At 66.0% G+C, this 22,890-nt stretch carries 21 protein-coding genes; 10 read left to right on the top strand and 11 right to left on the bottom strand.

Annotation, left to right across the window (positions count from 1 at the left end):
* Positions 1 to 29: 29 nt before the first annotated feature.
* From QX048_RS01085 to QX048_RS01115, 7 genes are all read right to left on the bottom strand, one after another.
* Positions 30 to 158, bottom strand: a complete 129-nt coding sequence (locus QX048_RS01085) for a hypothetical protein (RefSeq protein WP_315713770.1) — start codon at positions 156 to 158, stop codon at positions 30 to 32.
* Between the two features lie 2 nt (positions 159 to 160).
* Positions 161 to 1,384, bottom strand: coding sequence for an ABC transporter substrate-binding protein (locus QX048_RS01090; protein WP_315713771.1), 1,224 nt, complete (start codon positions 1,382 to 1,384; stop codon positions 161 to 163).
* 10 nt (positions 1,385 to 1,394) lie between these two features.
* Positions 1,395 to 2,411 carry a branched-chain amino acid ABC transporter permease gene (locus tag QX048_RS01095; RefSeq protein ID WP_315713772.1) on the bottom strand — a complete coding sequence of 339 codons (1,017 nt, stop codon included), beginning with the start codon at positions 2,409 to 2,411 and terminating at the stop codon, positions 1,395 to 1,397.
* A gap of 2 nt (positions 2,412 to 2,413) precedes the next feature.
* Entirely contained in the window at positions 2,414 to 3,292 is an 879-nt protein-coding gene (locus QX048_RS01100; RefSeq protein WP_315713773.1) for a branched-chain amino acid ABC transporter permease, read from the bottom strand.
* A 13-nt stretch (positions 3,293 to 3,305) separates the two neighbouring features.
* The gene (locus QX048_RS01105) at positions 3,306 to 4,019 is read right to left on the bottom strand and encodes an ABC transporter ATP-binding protein (protein WP_315713774.1); all 714 of its coding nucleotides are present in this window, start codon (positions 4,017 to 4,019) and stop codon (positions 3,306 to 3,308) included.
* Entirely contained in the window at positions 4,016 to 4,813 is a 798-nt protein-coding gene (locus tag QX048_RS01110; RefSeq protein WP_315713775.1) for an ABC transporter ATP-binding protein, read from the bottom strand. Before QX048_RS01110 ends, QX048_RS01105 begins: the two co-directional genes overlap by 4 nt.
* Before the next feature lie 66 nt (positions 4,814 to 4,879).
* Positions 4,880 to 5,764, bottom strand: coding sequence for an IclR family transcriptional regulator (locus QX048_RS01115; protein ID WP_315713776.1), 885 nt, complete (start codon positions 5,762 to 5,764; stop codon positions 4,880 to 4,882).
* 213 nt (positions 5,765 to 5,977) lie between these two features.
* Here QX048_RS01115 and QX048_RS01120 point away from each other — a divergent pair, with 213 nt between their 5' ends.
* From QX048_RS01120 to QX048_RS01155, 8 genes are all read left to right on the top strand, one after another.
* On the top strand, positions 5,978 to 8,071 hold the full coding sequence (locus QX048_RS01120; protein WP_316191705.1) for a 3-hydroxyacyl-CoA dehydrogenase NAD-binding domain-containing protein: 2,094 nt from the start codon (positions 5,978 to 5,980) through the stop codon (positions 8,069 to 8,071).
* Between the two features lie 178 nt (positions 8,072 to 8,249).
* Positions 8,250 to 9,914: a dicarboxylate--CoA ligase PimA gene (gene pimA, locus QX048_RS01125; protein WP_316191704.1), complete on the top strand. Its 1,665-nt coding sequence runs from the start codon at positions 8,250 to 8,252 to the stop codon at positions 9,912 to 9,914.
* Between the two features lie 19 nt (positions 9,915 to 9,933).
* Positions 9,934 to 11,121 carry an acetyl-CoA C-acyltransferase gene (locus tag QX048_RS01130; protein WP_316191703.1) on the top strand — a complete coding sequence of 396 codons (1,188 nt, stop codon included), beginning with the start codon at positions 9,934 to 9,936 and terminating at the stop codon, positions 11,119 to 11,121.
* 143 nt (positions 11,122 to 11,264) lie between these two features.
* Entirely contained in the window at positions 11,265 to 12,455 is a 1,191-nt protein-coding gene (gene pimC, locus QX048_RS01135) for a pimeloyl-CoA dehydrogenase large subunit (protein WP_316186654.1), read from the top strand.
* 161 nt (positions 12,456 to 12,616) lie between these two features.
* The gene (pimD, locus tag QX048_RS01140; protein WP_316174620.1) at positions 12,617 to 13,759 is read left to right on the top strand and encodes a pimeloyl-CoA dehydrogenase small subunit; all 1,143 of its coding nucleotides are present in this window, start codon (positions 12,617 to 12,619) and stop codon (positions 13,757 to 13,759) included.
* A gap of 275 nt (positions 13,760 to 14,034) precedes the next feature.
* On the top strand, positions 14,035 to 14,808 hold the full coding sequence (locus QX048_RS01145) for an SDR family oxidoreductase (protein ID WP_316191702.1): 774 nt from the start codon (positions 14,035 to 14,037) through the stop codon (positions 14,806 to 14,808).
* A gap of 283 nt (positions 14,809 to 15,091) precedes the next feature.
* Complete coding sequence (gene glpK / locus QX048_RS01150; protein WP_316191701.1) at positions 15,092 to 16,594, top strand: glycerol kinase GlpK; 1,503 nt, start codon at positions 15,092 to 15,094, stop codon at positions 16,592 to 16,594.
* A 56-nt stretch (positions 16,595 to 16,650) separates the two neighbouring features.
* Positions 16,651 to 17,133, top strand: a complete 483-nt coding sequence (locus QX048_RS01155; protein WP_316191700.1) for a hypothetical protein — start codon at positions 16,651 to 16,653, stop codon at positions 17,131 to 17,133.
* Between the two features lie 98 nt (positions 17,134 to 17,231).
* Here the strand turns inward: QX048_RS01155 and QX048_RS01160 are convergent, their stop codons facing one another.
* Positions 17,232 to 18,122, bottom strand: a complete 891-nt coding sequence (locus QX048_RS01160) for an alpha/beta hydrolase (RefSeq protein ID WP_316191699.1) — start codon at positions 18,120 to 18,122, stop codon at positions 17,232 to 17,234.
* A gap of 110 nt (positions 18,123 to 18,232) precedes the next feature.
* On the opposite strand from QX048_RS01160, the gene QX048_RS01165 reads away from it, so the two are divergent.
* The gene (locus QX048_RS01165) at positions 18,233 to 18,826 is read left to right on the top strand and encodes a GNAT family N-acetyltransferase (protein ID WP_316191698.1); all 594 of its coding nucleotides are present in this window, start codon (positions 18,233 to 18,235) and stop codon (positions 18,824 to 18,826) included.
* Positions 18,827 to 18,886: 60 nt separating this feature from the next.
* Positions 18,887 to 19,519, top strand: a complete 633-nt coding sequence (locus tag QX048_RS01170) for a glutathione S-transferase family protein (RefSeq protein WP_316191697.1) — start codon at positions 18,887 to 18,889, stop codon at positions 19,517 to 19,519.
* A gap of 238 nt (positions 19,520 to 19,757) precedes the next feature.
* Here QX048_RS01170 and QX048_RS01175 read toward each other — a convergent pair whose 3' ends face one another.
* From QX048_RS01175 to QX048_RS01185, 3 genes are read right to left on the bottom strand one after another with little or no spacing between them, the layout of a single operon-like run.
* Positions 19,758 to 20,780, bottom strand: a complete 1,023-nt coding sequence (locus QX048_RS01175) for an HlyD family secretion protein (RefSeq protein WP_316191696.1) — start codon at positions 20,778 to 20,780, stop codon at positions 19,758 to 19,760.
* A complete protein-coding gene (locus QX048_RS01180; protein WP_315713789.1) occupies positions 20,777 to 21,496 on the bottom strand; it encodes an ABC transporter ATP-binding protein in 720 nt (239 codons plus the stop codon). The genes QX048_RS01175 and QX048_RS01180 overlap by 4 nt, the downstream gene beginning before the upstream one ends.
* The gene (locus QX048_RS01185; RefSeq protein ID WP_316191695.1) at positions 21,493 to 22,626 is read right to left on the bottom strand and encodes an ABC transporter permease; all 1,134 of its coding nucleotides are present in this window, start codon (positions 22,624 to 22,626) and stop codon (positions 21,493 to 21,495) included. Before QX048_RS01185 ends, QX048_RS01180 begins: the two co-directional genes overlap by 4 nt.
* Positions 22,627 to 22,890 lie beyond the last annotated feature (264 nt).

Here is a 22,890-nt window from a genome sequence, read left to right on the forward strand (position 1 = left end):
GGTGATTGCTCTGCGAGAACAGCCTGAGATCAGCTAAACGGTGTCTGTCCACCGTTCATGGCATCGTCGGTGCGACCTACGAAAAAGCCCTCCGCGCGGATGGCGCGGAGGGCGAGGTTGAGATCGGCACCGCTCTCGGCGGCGATGCTCGATTGCACGATTACTCGATGGCGCCGCTGATCGCCTCGCCGAACAGCTCCCACTTCTCGCCTTTGAACCGCATCATCTGCAATTGCTCGATGGGCGCGAAGTCGGTAGCCGAGGTGTTGATCTTGACGCCCGGCAGCAAGGTGTCGGGCGCGAAGTCCTTCAGGCTGGCGGCCTGCTTCATCACATTGGCGCGGGTGAGGTCGTCGCCGCACATCTGCAGCACCTTCACGAGCGTCTGTGCGGCGCCGTAGCCATAGACGGTCGAGCTGTCGAGCTTGTTGGCGTCGGGATAATACTGCGCGAGGAAGTCGAAGAACTTCTTCATGCCGGGATCATCGTTCCACTGCGGATCCGCAGCGTCCTTGGCATAGGCGGCCGAAAGAATCCCTTGCGAGTTCTCGAAGCCGGCCGGCTTGATCACGCTGCCGACCGAGGCCGAGACGTTGACGACCAGATGCGTCGGATGCCAATCGATCTCGGCAAGTTTCTTGATCGCCTGCGCCGCGAACTTGGGCGTCGTGACGCTGAAGAAGACGTCGGCGCCGGAGGCCTTCAGCTTGACGATGTGGCCGTCGATCGAGGGTTCGGAGGTCTCGTAGCTCTCTTCCATGACGATCATGGACGCGGCCTTGTCGCCGAGGCCATCCTTGAGGCCCTTCAGATAATCCTTGCCGAAATCGTCGTTCTGGAACAGCACGCCGACCTTGGCGCCGGGCTTGTCCTTGAGCAGGTACTTCGCATAGATGCGGCCCTCGCTCTGGTAGCTCGGCTGCCAGCCCATGGTCCAGGGGAAGTTCTTCGGGTCGTTCCACTTGGTTGCGCCGGTGGCGACGAACAGTTGCGGGATCTTCTTGCCGTTGAGATATTTCTGGATCGCCGAGTTCGAGGGCGTGCCGAGCGGGTTGAAGACGAACAGGACCTCGTCGCTTTCGACCAGCTTGCGCACCTGCTCGACCGCCTTGGGCGGCGAATAGGCGTCGTCATAGCTGACGAAGTTGATCTTTCGGCCGTTGATGCCGCCCTCGGCGTTGATCTTCTTGAAATACGCCTCCTCGGTCTTTCCGATCACGCCGTAGGCGGACGCCGGCCCGCTATAGGGCATGATGTTGCCGATCTTGATCTCGGTATCCGACGCGCCGGCGTCGTATTTCTTCTGGGCGAGTGCTGCGCCCGAGGTGAGGGCGATGACCGCCGTCGCGATCGCGGCGATTCGTAGTTGTTGAACGACCTGCAAGAGTTCCTCCTTAGTTCTTTCTGAGTTTGCCGAGCAGCTGCTGCGCCACCATCGCCACCTGCCGCGAGCCGTGCGGCACGAGGAAGATGACGAGGAACAGCAGCACGCCGAACACCGCGCCGGACAGGCCCTTCGAAATGCCTTCGGCGATGTTGGGAACGAAGATGATGAAGGCCGCGCCGACGAACGATCCGGGCAGCCAGCCGACGCCGCCGACGACCATGCCGAGGAACAGCGAGATCGCGAGAACGATCGTGTAGCTGTCGGGTGCCACGAACTGCACGGCGATGGCGCCGAGGCCGCCGGCGACGCCGGTGATGCCGGCGCTGACGCCGAACGCCAGCGTCTTGTAGGTCGCGACGTCGATGCCCATGGCGGATGCTGCGATCTCGTTGTCGCGGATCGCCATGAAAGCCCGCCCCGAACGCGAGCGTAATAGGTTCACCGAGAACACGTAGATCGCGATGGTGATCGCCAGCGTGAAGTAGTACAGCCACATGTCCTGCGACATCGGCAGACCGAACGGCGCGTCCGGCTTGGTGACGACGAGGCCCTGCACGCCGCCGGTCCATTCCTCGAAGAAGCCGAGCTTGAGGATCTGCGGCATCGCGGTGGCGAGCGCGAAGGTGGCGAGCGCGAGATACACGCCCGAGAGCCGCAGCGCCGGTTGGCCGAACAGGAAGCCGAAGCCGAAGCAGATGACGCCGGCGACCGGCAGGGTCAGCGCGTAGTTGACATTGTACTGCTCCATCAGGATCGCCGACGTATAGGCGCCGACCGCATAGAACGCGCTCTGCCCGAGAGAGAACTGTCCGGAGCCGCCGGTCAGGATGTTCAACGCCAGCACGGCGAGTCCGTAGATCAGGAGCATCGTCATCTGGAAGATGATGAAGTTCTTGACGAACAGCGGAACCACGAGAAGCAGAAGCACGACGACGAAGGTGGTGCCGGAACTCAAGGTCATGGCCCGCTTCGGAACGGCATCGACCGCGGGCGCCTGGGATGCGATGTCCTCGACTGCGCTCATGATCAGACTCGCTTCACGATGTTGCGGCCGAACAGGCCGGCGGGTTTGATGACTAGGACGGAGATGATGAGGGCCAGTGCGATCGGCAGCTTCATCTCATTGCCCACATGGGGAATGTAGGTGCCGGCGAGATTCTCGAAGATGCCGACCAGGAAGCCGCCGAGCACCGCACCGAAGGGGCTGGTGAGGCCCCCAAGCACGGCCGCGGCGAAACCGTAGATCAGCACGCCGCCCATCATGTTGGGCTCGAGGAACACCACCGGCGCGATCAGCATGCCGGCGATCGAGCCGATCGCGGCCGCCATGCCCCAGCCGAGCGCAATCATCCAGGAGGTGTTGATGCCGACCAGCCGCGCCGATTCCGGCAAGGCTGCGGCCGCGCGCATCGCAAGTCCGACACGGGTGTACTGGAAGAAGAAGTACAGCCCGATCAGGAGCAGCAGGGTAATGCCGATCATGCCGGCCTGATGGGTCGAGATCAGCTGGCTGCCCAGGAACGGCGAGGAGCCGAATGGCGTCGGGTACTGCTTGATGGTGAAGTCCCAGATCAGCCCGGCGCAGGAGTTGATGATCGAGAACAGCGCGATGAAGCCGGCGACCTGGGTCAGGATCGGCGCCTTGGTCAGTGGCTTGAACAGCACCCGCTCGATCACGATGCCGCCGGCGAAGGAGAAGGCCAGCGTCACCACGAAGGCGACCCAGTAGGGCAGGCCCCATTGCATCAGCTGCCAGGAGATGAATGTCGAGAACATCGCCATCTCGCCTTGCGCAAAGTTGAGATGGTCGATGGCCTGGTAGATCATCACGACGGCGAGCGCCATGCAGGCGTAGATCGCGCCCGTCGCAATGCCGGCCAGGACCTGGTTGGTGAAGAGCTCCATTGTCCCGCCTCCGTTAGTAGCCCAAATAGGATTTGCGGACGTTCTCGTCTTTCGCGATGTCCGAGGCCGCGCCCGACATGACGATGCGGCCCGTCTCGATCACATAGGCCCGATCGGCGAGCTCGAGCGCGAGCTGCGCATTCTGCTCGACCACGAGGATCGAGACCTTTTCCTCGCGGTTGATCTTGCCGAGGATGCCGAAAAGGTCGCGGACCACCAGCGGTGCCAAGCCGAACGACGGCTCGTCGAGCAGCATCAGCCTGGGTCGCAGCATCAGCGCGCGGGCCACCGCCAGCATCTGCTGCTCGCCGCCGGACAAGGTGCCGGCCTGCTGGGTGTGGCGTTCCTTCAGCTTGGGGAAGTAGGAGTACATCCGCTCGATGTCGGCGACGATGCCCGCCTTGTCGCTGCGCGTGATGGCGCCGAGCTGCAGGTTTTCTTCCACCGTCATGTTGGTGAAGGTGCCGCGGCCCTGCGGCACGTGCGCGATGCCGAAGCGCACGATGCTCTCGGTCGATTTGTTGTTGAGCGGCTTCCCCTCGAACTCGATCGCACCGGTCGAGCGCACCATGTTGCAGATGGCGCGCAGGGTGGTGGTCTTGCCGGCGCCATTGGCGCCGAGCAGGGTCGTCAGCGAACCCTCGTTGAGGGAGAAGGAGAGGCCGTGCAGGGCCTGGACCTGGCCGTAATAGGCGCGCAGGTCCTTGACGTTGAGCAGCGGCGTCATTGATCCTTGCTCCCGAGATAGGCCTTGATGACGTCGGGATCGGCCTGCACCTGGGCGGGCGTGCCCTCGGCGAGCTTGCGGCCGAAATTCAGCGCCACGACGTGGTCGGCGATCGACATCACCAGTCCCATGTGATGCTCGACCAGCAGCACGGTCACCTTGCGGTCGTCGCGAATGCGCCGGATCAGATCGCCCAGCACATGGACTTCCTCATGATTGAGCCCGCCGGCGGGCTCGTCGAGCAGCAGGATCTTGGGATCGGCGGCGAGCGCGCGCGCCAGCTCGACGCGCTTCTGGGTGCCGAACGGCAGCCCGGACACGGTCTTGTGCGCGACCTCCTCGAGGTCGAGATAGGCGAGAATTTCGTGAACCTTGGTGTTGACGGAATTCTCGCTGCGCCGGACCCAGGCCAGACGCAGCGAATCCGAGATGATGTCGCTGGAGGTGCGCGCATGGGTGCCGACGCGGACGTTGTCGAGCACGGAGAGATTGGGAAACAGCGCGACATTCTGGAAGGTGCGGCCGATGCCGATCTCGGCAATGCGGTGCGGCGGCCGCTTCAGGATGCTGTGGCCTTCCATCAGGATGTCGCCGGAACTCGGCTGGTAGAGCCGGCTGAGGCAGTTGAACAGGGTGGTCTTGCCGGCGCCGTTCGGGCCGATGAGGCCGAGGATCTGACCCTCGCGCATCTCGAACGAGACGCCGTTCAGCGCCACGATGCCGCCGAACACGACGCTGACGTCGCGGACGACGAGCAGCGGATCGTTGGTCTGGGCGAGTTGTGCCTGCGTCATCTCGTCTCGCCCCTCCCCAAATCGTTCAGGTCAGGACGCGGCGCCAGCCGACCGCGATGATGCAGGCTATCTGATACCCTCGGCAACACGCGCAACTTTTCCTCCTGGCTTCGGCTTTTTATTGAGTTCTTTGTTTGATGGGCTGCTTGTTTGATTAGTTGACGGCGCGAGGCCGCCGAGCGCCGCTTCGATGTTCCTTACCATTGCGACGAGACGAGGTCCAATGTCGGTGCGCAAGCGCTCTTCCGTGAAGCGGAATGCCGGTGCTCCGCAATTCACGGCGTAGGGACCGGTTCCGTCGTTCAGCCGCAACGCGACGCCGACCGCATGAACGTCGTCCTGCCATTCGCCGGCGGAGATCGTGAAGCCATATTTCGCAACGGTCTCGCCGGCGCGCTCGATGCCGTCGCGGATCTTCGGCCAACGGCTGCCGTAATGCTCGCGCATCTCCCGCATCAACGCGGCGCGGTCCTCGTCCGGCAGCGCCCAGATGTAGGCGCGGCCCATCGCGGTCGTTGCAATCGGAATGCGCGAGCCGACGTCGAGTTGAACGTTGATGACGCCGTGACGGCTCTGGCCGAAATAGATCATGCTCAGCCGGTCGCGGCCGCCGATGGCCACCGCGCCGCCGGTCTCGCGCATCAGCTGCTCGCGGAACGGCTCGGAAAGATGGCGGATGCCGAGATTGGCGAGCGCGGCGTAGCCCAGCGCCAGCGCCGCTGGGGCCAGCTGGTATTTCTCGAAGCGCGGCACCGGGGTGAGATAGCCGAGCTTGGTGAGCGTGTAAGTGAGGCGCGAGACCGTCGCCTTCGGCAGGTTGGTGCGCGCGGCGATTTCCTGATTGCCCAGCAGGCCGTCATTCGGCCGGAACGCCCGCAGCACGTCGAGGCCGCGCGCCAGCGCGACGACGAAGCTCCGATCGGTCGCGGGTTTCTTCCCTGGGCGTTTCATGTCATCGGCTGTTGATTGATGAGCCTCGTTGACAACGCTCGTGCTTCAAAATAACCCTGGATGTCAAGATGTGGAATTAGATTTCGCACTGCGGAATTGATGTTCGGCAGCGGGTAGACGCAAGCAAGGCTGATACTCTGCGCAAATGAAGAGCCAAGAATTGGCCGGTGCGTTAACCGGCCGCAAAGAAACGACATCCCAAGGAGCTTACGCGTGAGCGAAGTGGCAAAGCTTGACCGTCATGACATCATCGGCATCGTCACCATCGACAGCCCGCCCGTCAATGCGCTGAGTGCCGCAGTTCGCGGCGGCATCCTGGACAACGTCAAGGCGGCGATCGCCGATCCCGCGATCAAGGCGATCGTGCTGACCTGCGGCGGCCGTACCTTCATCGCCGGGGCCGACATCACCGAGTTCGGCAAGCCACCGAAGCCGCCGGCGCTCAACGACGTGCTGAGCACGATCGAGAACAGCCCCAAGCCGGTCATTGCGGCGATTCATGGAACGGCCCTGGGCGGTGGTCTCGAAGTGGCGCTCGCTTGTCATTATCGTGTCGCCACCAAGGAGGCGAAGCTCGGACTGCCCGAGGTGAAGCTCGGCCTGCTGCCGGGCGCGGGCGGCACCCAGCGCCTACCGCGCGCCGTAGGCCCCGAGCTCGCAGTCAAGATGATCGTCGGCGGTGACCCGATCGGCGCAGTGGAAGCGCTGAAGGCGGGCCTGATCGAGGAGATCGTCGAGGGGCCGGCATCGGGCGGCGAAGCCTTCGCGCGCAAGGTGGTGGCGGAGAACCGTCCGCTGCGCAAATTGCGCGATGACGATTCCAAGCTGGCGGCCGCCAAGGCCGATCGCACGATCTTCACCAGTGCGGTGGCGGCGATCACCAAGAAGTCGCGTGGGCTCGAGGCGCCGTTCGCAGCGGCCGACGCGGTCGGCTATGCGATCGACCTGCCGTTCGACGAGGGCCTGAAGAAGGAGCGCGAAGGTTTCCTCAAGCTGCTCACCAGCGATCAGTCCAAGGCGCAGCGCTATGCGTTCTTCGCCGAGCGCGAGGCTGCCAAGATCGCCGGCGTGCCCGAGGGCACCAAGGGCCGCAAGGTCGAGCGCGTCGCGATCATCGGCGCCGGCACCATGGGCGGCGGCATTGCGATGTCGTTCGCCAATGCTGGCATTCCGGTCACGCTGATCGAGACCGCCGAGGAGCAGCTGAAGCGCGGTATGGGCGTCATGCAGAAGAACTGGGAGGCGACCGCCGCGCGCGGCGGCATCCCGGCGGATGCACCGGCCAAGCGCATGGCGTTGATCGACGGCAAGGTCGGTCTCGAGAACGTCAAGGACGCCGACCTCGTCATCGAGGCGGTGTTCGAGACCATGGCGGTGAAGAAGGAAGTGTTCGGCAAGCTCGATCAATATGCAAAGCCGGGCGCGGTGCTGGCCTCGAACACGTCCTATCTGAACATCGACGCCATCGCCGCAGAGACCAGCCGGCCGCAGGACGTGCTCGGCATGCATTTCTTCTCGCCGGCTAACGTCATGAAGCTGTGCGAAATCGTGCGTGCGGCGAAGACGGCGCCGGATGCGCTCGTCACCGCGGTGTCGATCGCGCGCAAGATCGCCAAGGTGCCGGCCGTGGTCGGCGTCTGCGACGGCTTCGTCGGCAATCGCATGCTGGCGCAGCGCGGCAAGCAGGCCGAGAAGCTGTTGTTCGAAGGCGCGCTGCCGCAGCAGGTCGACGCGGTCGTCACCAAGTTCGGCATGCCGATGGGCCCGTTCGCGATGGGCGATCTCGCCGGTCTCGACATCGGCTGGCGCTCGCGCAAGGACCGCGGCATCAAGAGCGAGATCGCGGATGCGCTGTGCGAGGCCGGCCGCTTCGGCCAGAAGACCGGCAAGGGCTATTACAAATATGAGGCGGGCTCGCGCGCGCCGCTGCCGGATCCCGATGTCGAGAAGCTGATCGACGAGACGCTCGCCAAGCTCGGCCTCAAGCGGCGCGCGGTCAGCGACGAGGAGATCCTCGAGCGCATGATGTATCCGATGATCAACGAGGGCGCGAAGATCCTCGCCGAAGGCATTGCCGCGCGTCCGTCCGACATCGATGTGGTCTGGCTGTACGGCTATGGCTGGCCGATCTATCGCGGCGGCCCGATGTACTGGGCCGACAGCGTCGGCCTGAAGCACATCGCCGAGCGGCTGGCGTTCTATGCCAAGGAGACCAATGATCCCTCGCTCGAGCCGGCGCCGCTGCTGAAGCAGCTCGCGGAGGAAGGCAAGACGTTCGCCTCGCTGGCGCAGGGGAAGGCCGCTTGAGGCTTTGCCCTAGCTCCGTGCACAGCTGCGCCCCCCTCCCCCTTGCGGGGAGGGGTTGGGGGTGGAGGTCCACAACGGCGGTCTCGCCTGGGGCCACCCCCCTCCCTGGCCCTCCCCCACAAGGGGGGAGGGAACGGGAAGAGCGGGGCCGCCTTACGGCAAGAAACACAGAGTCCGCATGACCCGTCCTGGCGAACAGTTCTATCCCGAAGGCGTCCGCTGGGACGCGCCGATCGCGCGTGGCACCTTGCCAGATCTGCTGGCAAAGGCGGTCAGTGACTTCGGCGATCGCGACGCGCTGGAATTCCGCGACCGCCCCATCACCTTCAAGCAACTCGCGGCGCTCGTCGACCAGGCTGCCGCCGCGTTCCTGCGTGCCGGTTTTGGCAAGGGCGCGTCGATCGCGCTGTTCCTCGGCAATACGCCGGATCATCCGATCAACTTCTTCGGCGCGCTCAAGGCCGGCGCCCGCGTCGTGCACCTGTCGCCGCTCGATGGCGAGATCGCGCTGTCGCACAAGCTCAGCGATTCCGGCGCGCGCATTCTCGTCACCTCGAACCTGTCGGCGCTGCTGCCGACCGCGCTGAAGTTCCTCGAGAAGGGCCTGCTCGACCGCCTGATCGTCTGCGAGGATGATCACTGGGGCAAGGTCGGTACGTCGCAGACGGCGCTGCCGGATAGCCCCGCCGTGATCACCCACCGCGCCTTCGTCGAGGGCGCCGTGCGGCCTGCCGAGTGGCCTTCGATTTCGCCCGACGACATCGCCCTGCTGCAATATACCGGCGGCACCACCGGCCTGCCCAAGGGCGCGATGCTGACCCATGGCAATCTCACCTCGGCGGTGTCGATCGCCGAAATCTGGGGCCGCGCGACGCGCGCGAACGGCAACGGCTCCGACCGCGTCATCTGCGTGCTGCCGCTGTTCCACATCTATGCACTGACGGTGGTGCTGCTGACCTCGCTGCGCCTCGGCAGCCTGATCTCGCTGCACCAGCGCTTCGATCTCGACGCCGTGATGCGCGACATCGAGGTCAAGCGCGCGACCTATTTTCCCGGCGTGCCGACGATGTGGATCGCGATCGCCAACCTGCCCGATCTCGACACGCGCGACCTGTCGTCGCTGACCAGCGTTGGCTCCGGTGGCGCGCCGCTGCCAGTCGAGGTCGCGCGCATCCTGGAGCGCCGCGTCGGCATGAAGCTGAAGAGCGGCTGGGGCATGACCGAGACCTGCTCGCCCGGCACCGCCCATCCCAAGGGTGGCCCGGACAAGCCCGGCTCGATCGGGATCACGCTGCCCGGCATCGAGATGGACGTCGTGTCGCTCGAGGATCCCGCAAAGGTGCTCGGCGTGAACGAGGTCGGCGAGATCCGGATCAAGGGGCCGAACGTCACCAAGGGCTATTGGAACCGGCCGGACGAAACGGCGCAGTCGTTCGTCGGCGATCACTTCCTGACCGGCGACATCGGCTATGTCGACGCCGACGGTTTCTACTTCCTGGTCGACCGCAAGAAGGACATGATCATCTCCGGCGGCTTCAACGTCTATCCGCAGATGATCGAGCAGGCGATCTACACCCATCCGGCGGTGCAGGAGGTCATCGTGATCGGCATTCCCGACGCCTATCGGGGCGAGGCGGCCAAGGCCTTCATCAAGCTGCGCGACGGCTTCGCGCCGTTCCCGGTCGAGGATCTCCGCGCCTTCCTCACCGGTAAGCTCGGCAAGCACGAGCTGCCGGCAGCGGTCGAGTTCGTCGACGAGCTGCCGCGCACGCCGGTCGGCAAGCTGTCGCGTCACGAACTGCGCCAGCAGCAATCACCCACGTCTCACAGCAAACATCCGTAACAACAACAGGAGGTCGCCCATGACCGATGCCGTCATCGTTTCCACCGCCCGCACGCCGATCGGCAAGGCCTATCGCGGCGCGCTCAACGCCACCGGCGGCGCGACGCTGCTCGGCCACGCCATCGGCGAGGCCGTCAAGCGCGCCAAGGTCGATCCGGCCGAGGTCGAGGATGTCGTGATGGGCGCAGCCCTGCAGCAGGGCTCGACCGGCGGCAACATCGCGCGCAAGGCGCTGCTGCGTGCCGGCCTGCCGGTGTCGGTCGGCGGCACCACCATCGACCGCCAATGCGCCTCCGGCCTGCAGGCGATTGCGCTCGCGGCGCGCTCGGTGATCTTCGACGGTGTCGAGATCGCAGTCGGCGGCGGCGGCGAATCGATCTCGCTGGTCCAGAACGACAAGATGAACACGTTCCAGGCCACCGATCCGGCGCTGCTCGAGATCAAGGGCGACGTCTACATGCCGATGATCGACACCGCCGAGATCGTCGCCAAGCGCTACGGCATCTCCCGCGAGCGCCAGGATGAATACGCGCTGGAGAGCCAGCGCCGCACCGCAGCCGCGCAGCAGGGCGGCAAGTTCAACGACGAGCTGGCGCCGATCTCGACCAAGATGGCGGTCACCGACAAGGCCACCGGCAACGTCTCGTTCAAGGACGTCACCCTGTCGCAGGACGAAGGTCCGCGTCCCGAGACGACGGCCGAAGGCCTCGCCGGCCTCAAGGCCGTGCGCGGCGACGGCTTCTCGATCACCGCCGGCAATGCCAGCCAGCTCTCCGACGGCGCCTCCGCCTGCGTGATCATGAGCGACGTCACCGCGGCCAAGCGCGGCCTGCAGCCGCTCGGCATCTTCCGCGGCTTCGTCGCGCATGGCTGCGAGCCCGACGAGATGGGCATCGGCCCGGTGTTCGCGGTGCCGCGCCTGCTCAAGCGCCACGGTCTGACCGTCGACGACATCGGCCTGTGGGAGCTCAACGAGGCGTTCGCCGTGCAGGTGCTGTACTGCCGCGACAAGCTCGGCATCGACCCCGACAAGATCAACGTCAATGGCGGCGCCATCGCGGTCGGCCATCCCTACGGCATGTCGGGCGCGCGGCTCACGGGCCACGCGCTGATCGAAGGCCGCCGCCGCAAGGCCAAGTACGCGGTGGTGACGATGTGCGTCGGCGGCGGCATGGGCGCTGCCGGCCTGTTCGAGGTGCTGCAATAGGTCTTCGTCATTCCGGGGCGCGCGGAGCGCGAGCCCGGAATCCATACTCACGATGGTGGTTATGGATTCCGGGTTCGCCTCTTCGAGGCGCCCCGGAATGACAGCTCGATTTGTCGACGAATATATACACACGGGAGGATCCGATGGATCTTGCATTCACGAAGGAAGAGCAGGCGTTCCGCGAGGAAGTCCGGGCGTTCTTCAGGGACAACGTGCCCGCGGAGACGCGGCGGAAGATGATCGAAGGCCGCCATCTGTCGAAGGACGAGATGGTGACCTGGTGGCGCATCCTCAACAAGAAGGGCTGGGGTGTCTCGCACTGGCCGGAGGAATATGGCGGCACCGGCTGGACCTCGGTGCAGCACTACATCTTCAACGAGGAGCTGCAGGCCTATCCGGCGCCGCAGCCGCTCGCCTTCGGCGTCAGCATGGTCGGCCCCGTCATCTACACCTTCGGCAACGAGGAGCAGAAGAAGAAGTATCTGCCGCGCATCGCCAATGTCGACGACTGGTGGTGCCAGGGCTTCTCAGAGCCGGGCTCGGGCTCCGACCTCGCATCGCTGAAGACCAAGGCGGAGCGCCGCGGCGACAAGTGGATCATCAACGGCCAGAAGACCTGGACCACGCTCGCGCAGCACGCCGACATGATCTTCTGCTTGTGCCGCACCGATCCCTCCGCGAAGAAACAGATGGGCATCTCCTTCATCGTGTTCAGCATGAAGTCGAAGGGCGTCACGGTGCGTCCGATCCAGACCATCGACGGCGGCCACGAGGTCAACGAGGTGTTCTTCGACGACGTCGAGGTGCCCATCGAGAACTTGATCGGCGAGGAGAACAAGGGCTGGGACTACGCCAAGTTCCTGCTTGGCAATGAGCGCACCGGGATCGCCCGTGTCGGCGTCTCCAAGGAGCGCATCCGCCGCATCAAGGAGCTCGCCGGCAAGATCGAATCCGGCGGCCGCCCGGTGCTGGAGGATCCGTCGTTCCGCGAGAAGCTCACCGCCTGCGAGGTCGAGCTGAAGGCGCTCGAGCTGACGCAACTGCGCGTCGTCGCCGACGAGGGCAAGCACGGCAAGGGCAAGCCCAATCCGGCGTCCTCGGTGCTGAAGATCAAGGGCTCGGAGATCCAGCAGACCACCACCGAGCTGCTGATGGAGGTGATCGGCCCGTTTGCCGCGCCCTACGACGTCCATGGCGACGACGACAGCAACGAGACCATGGATTGGACCGCCCAGATCGCGCCGAGCTACTTCAACAACCGCAAGGTCTCGATCTACGGCGGCTCCAACGAGATCCAGCGCAACATCATCGCCAAGGCGGTGCTGGGGCTTTGAGTTGCTGTCATTCCGGGGCGCCGCGAAGCGGCGAGCTACGACGCGCAGTTGCGCGTCGGAGAATCCATAACCACCATCGTGAGTATGGATTCCGGGCCCGCGCCTTGCGGCGCCTCCCGGAATGACGCCGATGATGAATTCCGGGTACGAGGATAGAGAGCATGGATTTTGATCTCACCGAGGAGCAGCGTCTCCTCAAGGACAGCATCGACGGCCTGCTGGCGGATGCCTACGATTTCGACAAGCGCAAGCTGTACATGAAGGAGAAGGGCGGCTGGAGCCGCGCGATGTGGTCCAAGCTCGCCGAGCAGGGCCTGCTCGGCCTGCCGTTTTCGGAAGACGACGGCGGCTTCGGCGCCGGCGGCGTCGAGACCATGATCGTGATGGAGGCGATGGGCCGCGCGCTGGTGCTCGAGCCGTATCTCGCAACCGTGGTGCTGGCCGGCGGTTTCCTCCGTCATGGCGGCTCGGCGGCGCAGAAGGCCGCGCATCTGCCTGGGATCATCGACGGCAGCAGGACGTTTGCGTTCGCCCAGCTCGAGAAGCAGTCGCGCTATGACCTGTTCGACGTTGCGACGTCTGCGAAGAAGAAGGGCGATGGCTGGGTCATCGACGGCGAAAAGTTCGTCGTGCTCAACGGCGAGAACGCCGACACCTTGATCGTGACCGCGCGCACCTCGGGCGGCCAGCGCGACAAGTCGGGCATCGGCGTGTTCATCGTGCCGGCCGACGCCAAGGGTATCACCCGCAAGGGCTATCCGACCCAGGACGGTCTGCATGCCGCCGACATCACCTTCACCGGTGTGGAAGTCGGCGCCGACGCCGCGATCGGCGATCCGGTCAATGCCCTGCCGCTGATCGAGCGCGTTGTCGACGAGGCCCGCATCGCGCTGTGCGCGGAGGCCGTCGGCCTGATGGACGAGTCGCTGAAGACCACGGTCGAGTACATCAAGACGCGCAAGCAGTTCGGCGTCGCGATCGGCTCGTTCCAGTCGCTGCAGCACCGGGCGTCCGACATGTTCGTCGCGCTGGAGCAGGCCCGCTCGATGTCGATGTTCGCGACCATGGCCGCCGAGTTCGACGACGCCAAGGAGCGCGCCACCTCGATCGCCGCGGCCAAGGTGCAGATCGGCAAATCGGCCAAGTTCGTCGGCCAGCAGGCGATCCAGCTCCATGGCGGCATCGGCATGACCATGGAGGCCAAGATCGGCCACTACTTCAAGCGTCTGACGATGATCGAGAGCACCTTCGGCGACACCGACTACCACATGCGCCGCGTCAGCGAGGCGGGCGGGTTGATCTAGAAAGCTTTGTCGTTGCCGGGCTTGACCCGGCAACCCATCGCTTTCTGAAGATGGATGCGCGGGCCTTCGTCGCGCCGAAGGGGCTTCGGCCCCGCAGGCGGGTCAACCCCGCGCATGACGGATTTGAGAGGGCTACGCTGCCGGTCTCGACCGGCTCCGGAGTGATTTGATCAATCGAGCCGTCATTGCGAGCGAAGCGAAGCAATCCAGGGCGGTATGCTTGATCTGGATTGCGTCGCCGCTTCGCTCCTCGCAATGACGCGGAGGAAGCAGACATGACCCCCAATCCCTTCGACCTCTCCGGCCAGGTCGCCGTCATCACCGGCTCGAGCCGCGGAATCGGCCGGGCGTCGGCGGAGCTGCTCGCGCAACTCGGCGCCAAGGTGGTGATCTCCAGCCGCAAGCCGGACGCATGCGAGGAGGTTGCGAGCGCCATCCGCGCCAATGGTGGCGAGGCCCACGTCATCCCCTGCAACATCTCGCGCCGCGCTGAGGTCGATGCGCTGATCGACGGTGCCGTCAACCAATACGGCCAGGTCGACATCCTCGTCTGCAATGCTGCGGTCAACCCGTATTACGGTCCGCTGCTCGACATCACCGACGAGGCGTTCGACAAGATCATGGCCTCCAACGTGAAGAGCAATCTCTGGCTCTGCGCCAAGGCGATCCCGCTGATGGCCACGCGCGGCAAAGGCTCGGTCATCATCGTCTCCTCGATCGGCGGCCTGCGCGGCTCGACCGTGATCGGCGCCTACGGCATCTCTAAGGCCGCCGACTTCGCGTTGTGCCGCAGCCTTGCCGGCGAATGGGGGCCGCACGGCGTGCGCATCAATTGCGTCGCGCCCGGCCTGATCAAGACCGATTTCGCCCGCGCGCTGTGGGAGGACGAAGCCCGCCTGAAGCAGCGCTGCGCCACCACCCCGCTGCGTCGCATCGGCGAGCCGCACGAGATCGCCGGCGCGGTCGCCTACCTCGCCTCGGATGCGTCGACCTTCATGACCGGCCAGACCATCGTCGTCGACGGCGGCGTGACAACGGCCGCGGTGTAGCCTTCGTATCCGAGCGGCGGTGCTGATCGCGGGTGTTCACCCTCCCCTGGAGGGGGAGGGTCGCCTCACGATGAGCGAAGCGAAACGTGAGGCGGGGTGGGGTGATCTCTCCACAATCGCCATCGCCCGTGGCTCACCGCACCCCGCTCGCCCGCTGCACGTGTCTATCCACCCTCCCCCTCCAGGGGAGGGTGGATAGACACGTGCAGCTCCACCTTGACCTCGCCCGCCTGATCCGCTTGCTTGTCGGCCCAACGTCGTCAACCTACCGGGAAGAAAACCCATGTCCTTCGTGCTGGCCATCGATCAGGGCACCACGTCCTCGCGCGCGATGGTGTTCCGCTCCGACATCTCGATCGCCGCGGTCGCGCAGCAGGAATTCCCGCAGCATTTCCCGGCCTCCGGCTGGGTCGAGCACGAGCCGGAGGACATCTGGACCTCGACGGTGATGACCTGCCGCGATGCGCTGGATAAGGCGGGACTGACGGCCAAGGACATCGCGGCGATCGGCATCACCAACCAGCGCGAGACCACCGTGGTATGGGACCGCGCCACCGGCCAGGCGGTGCACCGCGCCGTCGTCTGGCAGGACCGCCGCACCGCCGACATCTGCGCCAAGCTCAAGGCCGATGGCCACGAGCCGGATGTCAGCGCCAAAACCGGCCTGATCATCGATCCCTATTTCTCCGGCACCAAGGTGGCCTGGATCCTCGACCATGTCCCTGGCGCGCGCGAGCGCGCCGAACGCGGCGAACTGATGTTCGGCACCGTCGACTGCTACCTGCTGTGGCGGCTGACCGGCGGCAAGGTGCATGCCACCGATGCCACCAACGCTTCGCGCACGCTGCTGTTCAACATCCACACCGGTGCGTGGGACGAGACGCTGCTGAAGCTCTTGCGCGTGCCGCGCTCGATGCTGCCCGAGGTGAAGGATTCCTCCGCCGATTTCGGCACCACCACGCCCGATCTGTTCGGCGGCCCGATCAAGGTCGCGGGGATCGCCGGCGACCAGCAGGCGGCCACCATCGGCCAGGCCTGCTTCACGCCGGGCATGATGAAGTCGACCTACGGCACCGGCTGCTTCGCGCTGCTCAACACCGGCGCCACGCCGGTGAAATCGAACAACAAGCTGCTGACGACGATCGCCTATCAGCTCGACGGCGTCAGGACCTACGCGCTCGAAGGCTCGATCTTCGTCGCCGGCTCGGCCGTGCAGTGGCTGCGCGACGGGCTCGGCATCATCAAGCATGCCGCCGAAACCGGCCCGCTCGCCGACAAGTCCGACTCGATGCAGTCGGTCTATCTGGTGCCGGCCTTCGTCGGCCTCGGCGCTCCCTATTGGAATCCGCGCGTGCGCGGCGCGCTGTTCGGCCTGACCCGCAACACCGGCCCGGCCGAGCTTGCGCATGCCACGCTGGAGAGCGTCTGCTACCAGACCTACGACCTGTGGGCGGCGATGCGCGCCGACTGGCCGGATGCGTCGGCGGCGACGATCGTGCTGCGCGTCGACGGCGGCATGACCGCGTCCGACTGGACCATGCAGCGCCTCGCCGATCTGCTCGACGCACCGGTCGACCGTCCGATGATCCAGGAGACGACCGCGCTCGGCGCCGCCTATCTCGCCGGCCTCCACGCCGGCGTCTATCCCGAGCCGGAAAAATTCGCCGACAACTGGCGGCTCGAGCACCGCTTCAAGCCGGCGATGAGCGCGGCCACGCGGCAGCGCAAGCTCGCCGGCTGGGCCCGCGCCGTGAAGGGCGTGCTGGCGAGCGACGAGGGCGAGTAGGGCGCTGGCTCCAGATGCGAGTGCTCGTGTCATTGCGTTGATGAATGGAGATATCGATGACTCGTCTCACACTTCTGGCACTGAATCTTCTGGCAATCCTGGCCGGATGTCTTGTGCTGGTCGCGCCGTCGCGCGGTGAAGAAAACATGGTGCTCGGGCCGAAGCAGTTTGAATTCGATCAAAGCGGCGATGGTGCCGTTTTGTGCTCATGGGCTTTGTTTCTGTCCGTCCAGGCCCAAACGGCAATGTGCGAGCTGCCTCGGAGACCGAACGACGATGCCATCGACGAAGCAATCGTCGCGATCGACGATTTCATCCTGGCGAATTCGTCGCTGAAGCCCACACGGACGATGCTGGACGAGTTCAAGCGCCGGGCCGCTTCGGCACAGACGGCGCAAGCGAGGCAAGCCGGCCTCCAGGATCGTTGCAAGAGTCGTGATATCGAGCACTTCCGCAGCATTCCCCCGGAGGAGCTTCGGGCCTCGGTCAAGAAACTTCTCGTGAAACCGCGCGAACCGGTCATGAACCCTTGTCTATGACCTGATGACTTTCGCGCAAGCTCGCCGGCTGGGCCCGCGCTGTGAAGGGCGTGCTGGCGAGCGACGAGGGCGAGTAGGGCGCTCGCCTCGCACAATCGTCATGCCAGGAACGCGGCGAGGTCGGCATTGACCTGCTTCATGTGCGTGACGAATAGTCCGTGCGGGCTGCCGGGATAGATCTTCAGCTCGGCGCCCTTGATGTCGTTGGCTGTCGGCCGTCCAGTCATATCGAGCGGCGCCGACACATCCTTGTCGCCATGCAGTATCAGCACGGGCCGATCGATCCTCCCCAGTACCGGGCGCAGGTCGGTGGCGATGAGCGCGCGGTTGGTCGCCACGGCCACCGGGATCGACATCTGGCGCATCATCGCCGCGACCCATTCCATCATCTGCGGGGACGTCTGTGCCGTAAAGAACGGCAGCTTGTTGTCCTCGATCCATTTCGGGAAGTCGCTCTGCCATGCCGCCCAGCACTGCTCGAAATAGCCACGGGGCGCGCCGAGCGCATTGTCCGGCGTCTGCAGCGGGAACGGCGTCGTCGGGCCGAGCATCGCGATCCGCGCGATGCGTTGCGTGCCGTGCCGCGCGATGTAGTTGAGGATCTCGTTGCAGCCCATGGACGTGCCGACCAGCGCGACCTCATCGAGGTCGAGCTGCGCGATCACCTCGGCGATGTCGTCGGCGAGCCGGTCGAGCTCGTAGCCGCTGCCCGGCACGTCGGAGCGGCCATGGCCGCGGCGGTCGAAGGCGATGCAGCGCAGCCCGCGCCGGCTGAGATCTGAGATCTGGTAGGTCCACATCGCGCTGGTCAGCGCCCAGGCATGTACGAACAGCACCGGCCGGCCGCTGCCCCACTCCTCGTGATAGAGCGTCACGCCGTCGCTGCAGCGGATACGCGGGCGCGCCGCGGTCGGTGCGGCGGCGAGGCCCGCTCCCGTCGCCGCGAAGCTGGCTGGTGCCGCGGTCAGCAGCACGTCTCGTCGTTGCATGGGCATGGCTCCTGATGTTGAATGCGCCGACCATGCCGGGACCGCTGTGCGGTTCCAATTACGTCCGGGGTAAGCTGGTTGCCGATCACCCTTCAATCAGGTCGTCTTGAGTGACCATTCCCGACGGATATTTCGACGTGCCGCCCGGCAAGGTCGCGGCCGTGGTGACCTCGCTGGAAATGCTGGCACCGCCAGTGCTGCCGCCCGATCCGGTCGGCGACTGGAGCATTCGCCGCGTCGCGCAGCCCGATCTCGCTTGGTACCGCGACCTCTATGCCCGCGTCGGCTGGGAGTGGCTGTGGTCGCAGCGCACGCGGATGAGCGATGCGGAGCTTGCCAAGACGATTCGCGCTGACGGAGTCGAGATCTACACCTTGGCGCATGGCGGCGGTGATGAAGCCCTGCTGGAGCTCGACTTCCGCAAGAAGACCGATTGCGAGCTGGCGCTGTTCGGCGTCACGTCGAAGCTGATCGGCACCGGCGCCGGACGGCTGCTGATGAACCACGCGCTGCGCCGCGCCTGGGCGCAGCCGCTGACGCGGCTCTGGGTCCACACCTGCAGCTTCGATCATCCCCGTGCGCTGGCCTTCTACCAGCGCTCCGGCTTCCGTCCCTTCCGGCGGCAGATCGAGATCGCCCCCGACCCGCGCCTCGACGGCACGCTGCCGCGCGACGTCGCAGCGCATGTGCCGCTGCTCGCCTGAACATGGGAGCTGACAACGGCGCCGAACGGCGCTTCAATGCGCCGCACAGGAGGATAACCGATGTTCCTGATCGGCCAATACGACTCGCCTTTCGTCCGCCGCACCGCGATCGCGCTCAAGCTCTACGGCGTGCCGTTCGAGCACAAGCCGTGGTCGACCTTCGGCGACGCCGACAAGATCGCGCCGTACAATCCGCTGCTGCGCGTGCCGGTGCTGGTGCTGGATGACGGCGAGGCGCTGATCGATTCAGCGGCGATCCTCGATCACCTCGATGAGGCCGTCGGGCCCGAGCGTGCCATGCTGGCGCGGAGCGGCGCGCTGCGCCGCAGGCAGCTGCATACGATCGCGCTCGCGACCGGTCTCGGCGACAAGGCCGTCAGCCTGATCTACGAGCGCGTGCTGCGCAAGGACCGTCTCGCGCTGTGGGTCGCGCGCTGCGAGGCCCAGATCTCCGGCGTGCTGGCAATGCTGGAGGCCGAGCGCGCAGATGTGACGAGCGCCTATTGGTATGGCGACAACATCGGCCACGCTGACATCGCCGTCGCCTGCGTGCTGCGCTTCACACGCGAGGCGCATCCGCATCTGTTCGACGCCGCGCGCTATCCGGCGCTGGCGGCCCACGCCGCAAGGTGCGAGGCGCTGCCGCCATTCCAGGAGATCGTCCAGCCGCTGGCCCCGCCGAGCGGGGATTGATGGAGTCCATCGAGACGCCAGACCGTGCCGCTTGCTCGGTGCTCGCCCTCCCCTGGAGGGGAGGGTCGCATCACGATGAGCGAAGCGAAACGTGAGGCGGGGTGGGGTGATCTCTCCATCAGCAGCAGTGCTCGTGGCTTCACCCCACCCCGCTCGCCCGCTGCGCGTGCGAGCGACCCTCCCCCTCCAGGGGAGGGTGGGCAGCAGCGCACGAGGCGTGGGCCGAACGGCGCGCCCCTCACGGCTTGAAATACACGTCCACCTTCATGCCCACCGCGAACGGGCCCGGCTCGGCGAGATCGACCAGCACTTCCACCACGTCGACGTCGGTCATGTTGCGCTGGCTGAGCGCAGCAGTGCGGCTGCTCTCGACCAGTGGGGCGATGGCGGCGACCTTGCCGGCGACGTCGCGGCCGCGGAAGGCGTCGGAGCGGACCACCGCCTGCTGGCCGACCTTGATCTTGTCGAGGTCGCGCTGGTCGAGCTCGGCGCGCACGCGCAGCGAGGACGTATCGCCGAGCAGCACCAGCGGTGGCGTCGTCTGCGGCGAAGCGATCTCGCCGGTGCGCGCATTGACCTGTAGCACCGTGCCGTCGAGCGGCGCGCGGATGGTGAGCTTTTCCAACGTGGCGCGGGCGCCCTGCAGTTCGCTGCGGGCGACGTTGAGCTGGCCCTCGGCGGTGATCGGCAGTGGCGCATCCGCGGTGACCTTGCGCAGCTCGTCGGCCTGTTGCTCCAGCTTCGCCTGCGCGGCTGTCAATTGCGTGCGTGCGGTGTCGACATCGGCATCGGCGCCGCGCCCGGCGCGCCGCTCGGCCACGGCCTTGTCGAGTGCAGCACGCGCGTCGAACACCGCCGCCTGCGCATCGGCGAGGCCGTCTTCGGCGCGGCGCCGGGGACCCGCGCCAGACGGCGTCGACTCCTTGTTGCGCACGCGCTTGCGCATCGCGACCTGCGCCTCGGCGCTGGCGAGCTGCGCGCGAGCTTCGCCATCGCTGAGCCGCACCAGGGCCTGGCCGGCGAACACGGTCTCGTTTGGCCTGACCAGCACCTCCTGGATCAGCCCAACCACCGGCGCGCCGAGCTTGATCAGGCCGGATGCCGGCTCGACCCGGCCGGGTGCGACGGCCAGCCAGCGTTCCTCCTGGGCATTGGCGGCACGCGCCGTCGGTGGAATCGAGGTCGGCGTGACGATGATAGCCAATGCAGCCGCGGCGACGAGCCCGAGCAGGTGAGCGCGTTCTGGAATTCCCGATATCATGCGTGCGAGACTTTCTTCATGGACTCGCCGCCGCTCTCCTCGCGGACGATGCGGCCGTCCTCGATGTGAATGACGCGATTGGCAAACGGCAGGATGCGCGGATCGTGCGTCACCACCAGCACCGCGCGCGACGGATCCTTGGCGATATCGGCGAGCAGGGTCATGATCGCCTGACCGTTGGCGGTATCGAGTGCGCCGGTCGGCTCGTCGGCGAGAATGACCTGCGCCTTGCCGACGATGGCGCGGGCGATCGCGACGCGCTGCTGCTCGCCGCCCGAGAGCTGGCGCGGGAACGACCGCTTCTTCGGGCCGAGGCCGACCCGCTCGAGCACCTCGCGCGCCGCCAGTTTCGCGGCCCGCGCGCGTTCGCCGCGCACGTCGAGCGCGAGCCGCACATTGTCCTCGGCGTTCAACGTCGGAAACAGATGATAGGATTGGAAGATGAAGCCGATGCGCTCGCGGCGCAGCTTCGCCAGCGCCTCGGGATCGAGCCCCGCGACCGGCTGGTTGGCAACCCGCACGGCACCGCCATCCGGCGTCATCAGGCAGCCCAGGATCGACAACAGCGTCGTCTTGCCGCTGCCTGAGGGGCCCATCAGCAGCGCCAGCTCGCCGCCCTTCAACGACAGGCTCACGCCCTTCAGCGCCTGCACCCGGCCGGCCCCCTGGCCGAGGTGATGCACGAGATCGGTGGCCTCGAGCACGGTGTCGGTCATCGCGAGAACACCAGGGTCGGGTCAATGCGCATGACCTTGAGGATCGCCGCGATCGCCGAGCCGACGCACATCGTCACCGTCAGCACGAACAGCGCGACCGTCAGCGTCGGGGTCATGATGACCGGCAGCGCCGATTCCGCGGTCGCGGCCGCCACGATCCTGCCGATCGCCGCAGCGCCGGCGAAGCCGACGATGGCGCTGAGCAGCGCCTGCCAGATGATGACGGTGTAGATGTAGCGGCTGGACGAGCCGATCGCGCGCAGGGTCGCGAACTCGTTGATGTGATCCTTGGTGCTGGAATAGAGCGTCTGCGCCACGATCACGGTGCCGACGATGAGGCCGAGCAGGGCGCCGGCGAACAGCGCGGCACCCGCGCCGGTGCCGAACAGCCAGAACGAGCGGCTGCGGCTCGCGAACTCGGCTGCGGTCAGCACGTCGACATTGGACAGGCTGTCGCGCAGCGCCCGCTGCACGGTCCAGAGGTCGGCCTCGGCCGCCAGCCTGACCACCAGATAGGACGCCTTGTTCGAGGCGATGCCGGTATAGGCGCGGGCGCGGTCGACGTCGGTGAACACGTAAGGCGTTGTCGTGAACGAGCGGATGCCTTTGGTGACAGCCATCACCTGCACCTTCTGGTCGCGGAGCTCCGCAGCCTGGCCGGCGCCGCCGATGCCGAGCCGCTCGAAATAGGTCTGGTCGATGGCGACCGCGCCCGGCACGGACAGGTCGTCCAGCCGTCCCTCCACCACGTTCCAGGGATGCAGCCCGAGCCCGCGCAGTTCCGAGCCGACCACGAAGACCGGCGTCGTGGTGCCCTGCGGCAGCCGCCATTGCGCATAGCCGATCACCAGCGGCGTCGCCTCCGCCACGCCGGGAACAGCAAGCGCGCGGAACCGCTGCCGCTCGTCGAGCAGCGAGGGGTCCTCGAAGCATTTGGTGCCGACCGGCATGATCCACAGCTCGGCCGGGGAATGGTCGATCATGGTCGTGACCATCCGGCGGAAGCCGACATAGAGGCCCATCTGCACGGTCACCAGCACGATCGAGAAGATGATGCCGATGATGGTGGCAATGAATCGAAGCCTGTCATGGAACAGGTTTCGGGACGCAAGCCTGAACTGCAACGACATGAACGAAAAACCACCCGGAGGCCCCGGCGGCATTTCAGCCGGTTACCGGGGATAAGTCCACGCTGCATCGCATGGCGCCGGCTGTGGCGCTTTGTCATTCGCGGCGGCCGTGGCGCGGGGGACACGGGGACGGGTCACATGCGGTGCTGCCCCTGCGAACGCATATGGGAGGCGACGGTGGTCCGCCATAACTGGTGTCGTCCCGGCGAACGCCGGGATCCATAACCACAGGGAGGTGTCGTTGCGCTCGGTATCGACCACGGC

The sequence above is a fragment of the Bradyrhizobium sp. SZCCHNS30572 genome, assembly GCF_032484415.1.
Lineage (GTDB): Bacteria > Pseudomonadota > Alphaproteobacteria > Rhizobiales > Xanthobacteraceae > Bradyrhizobium.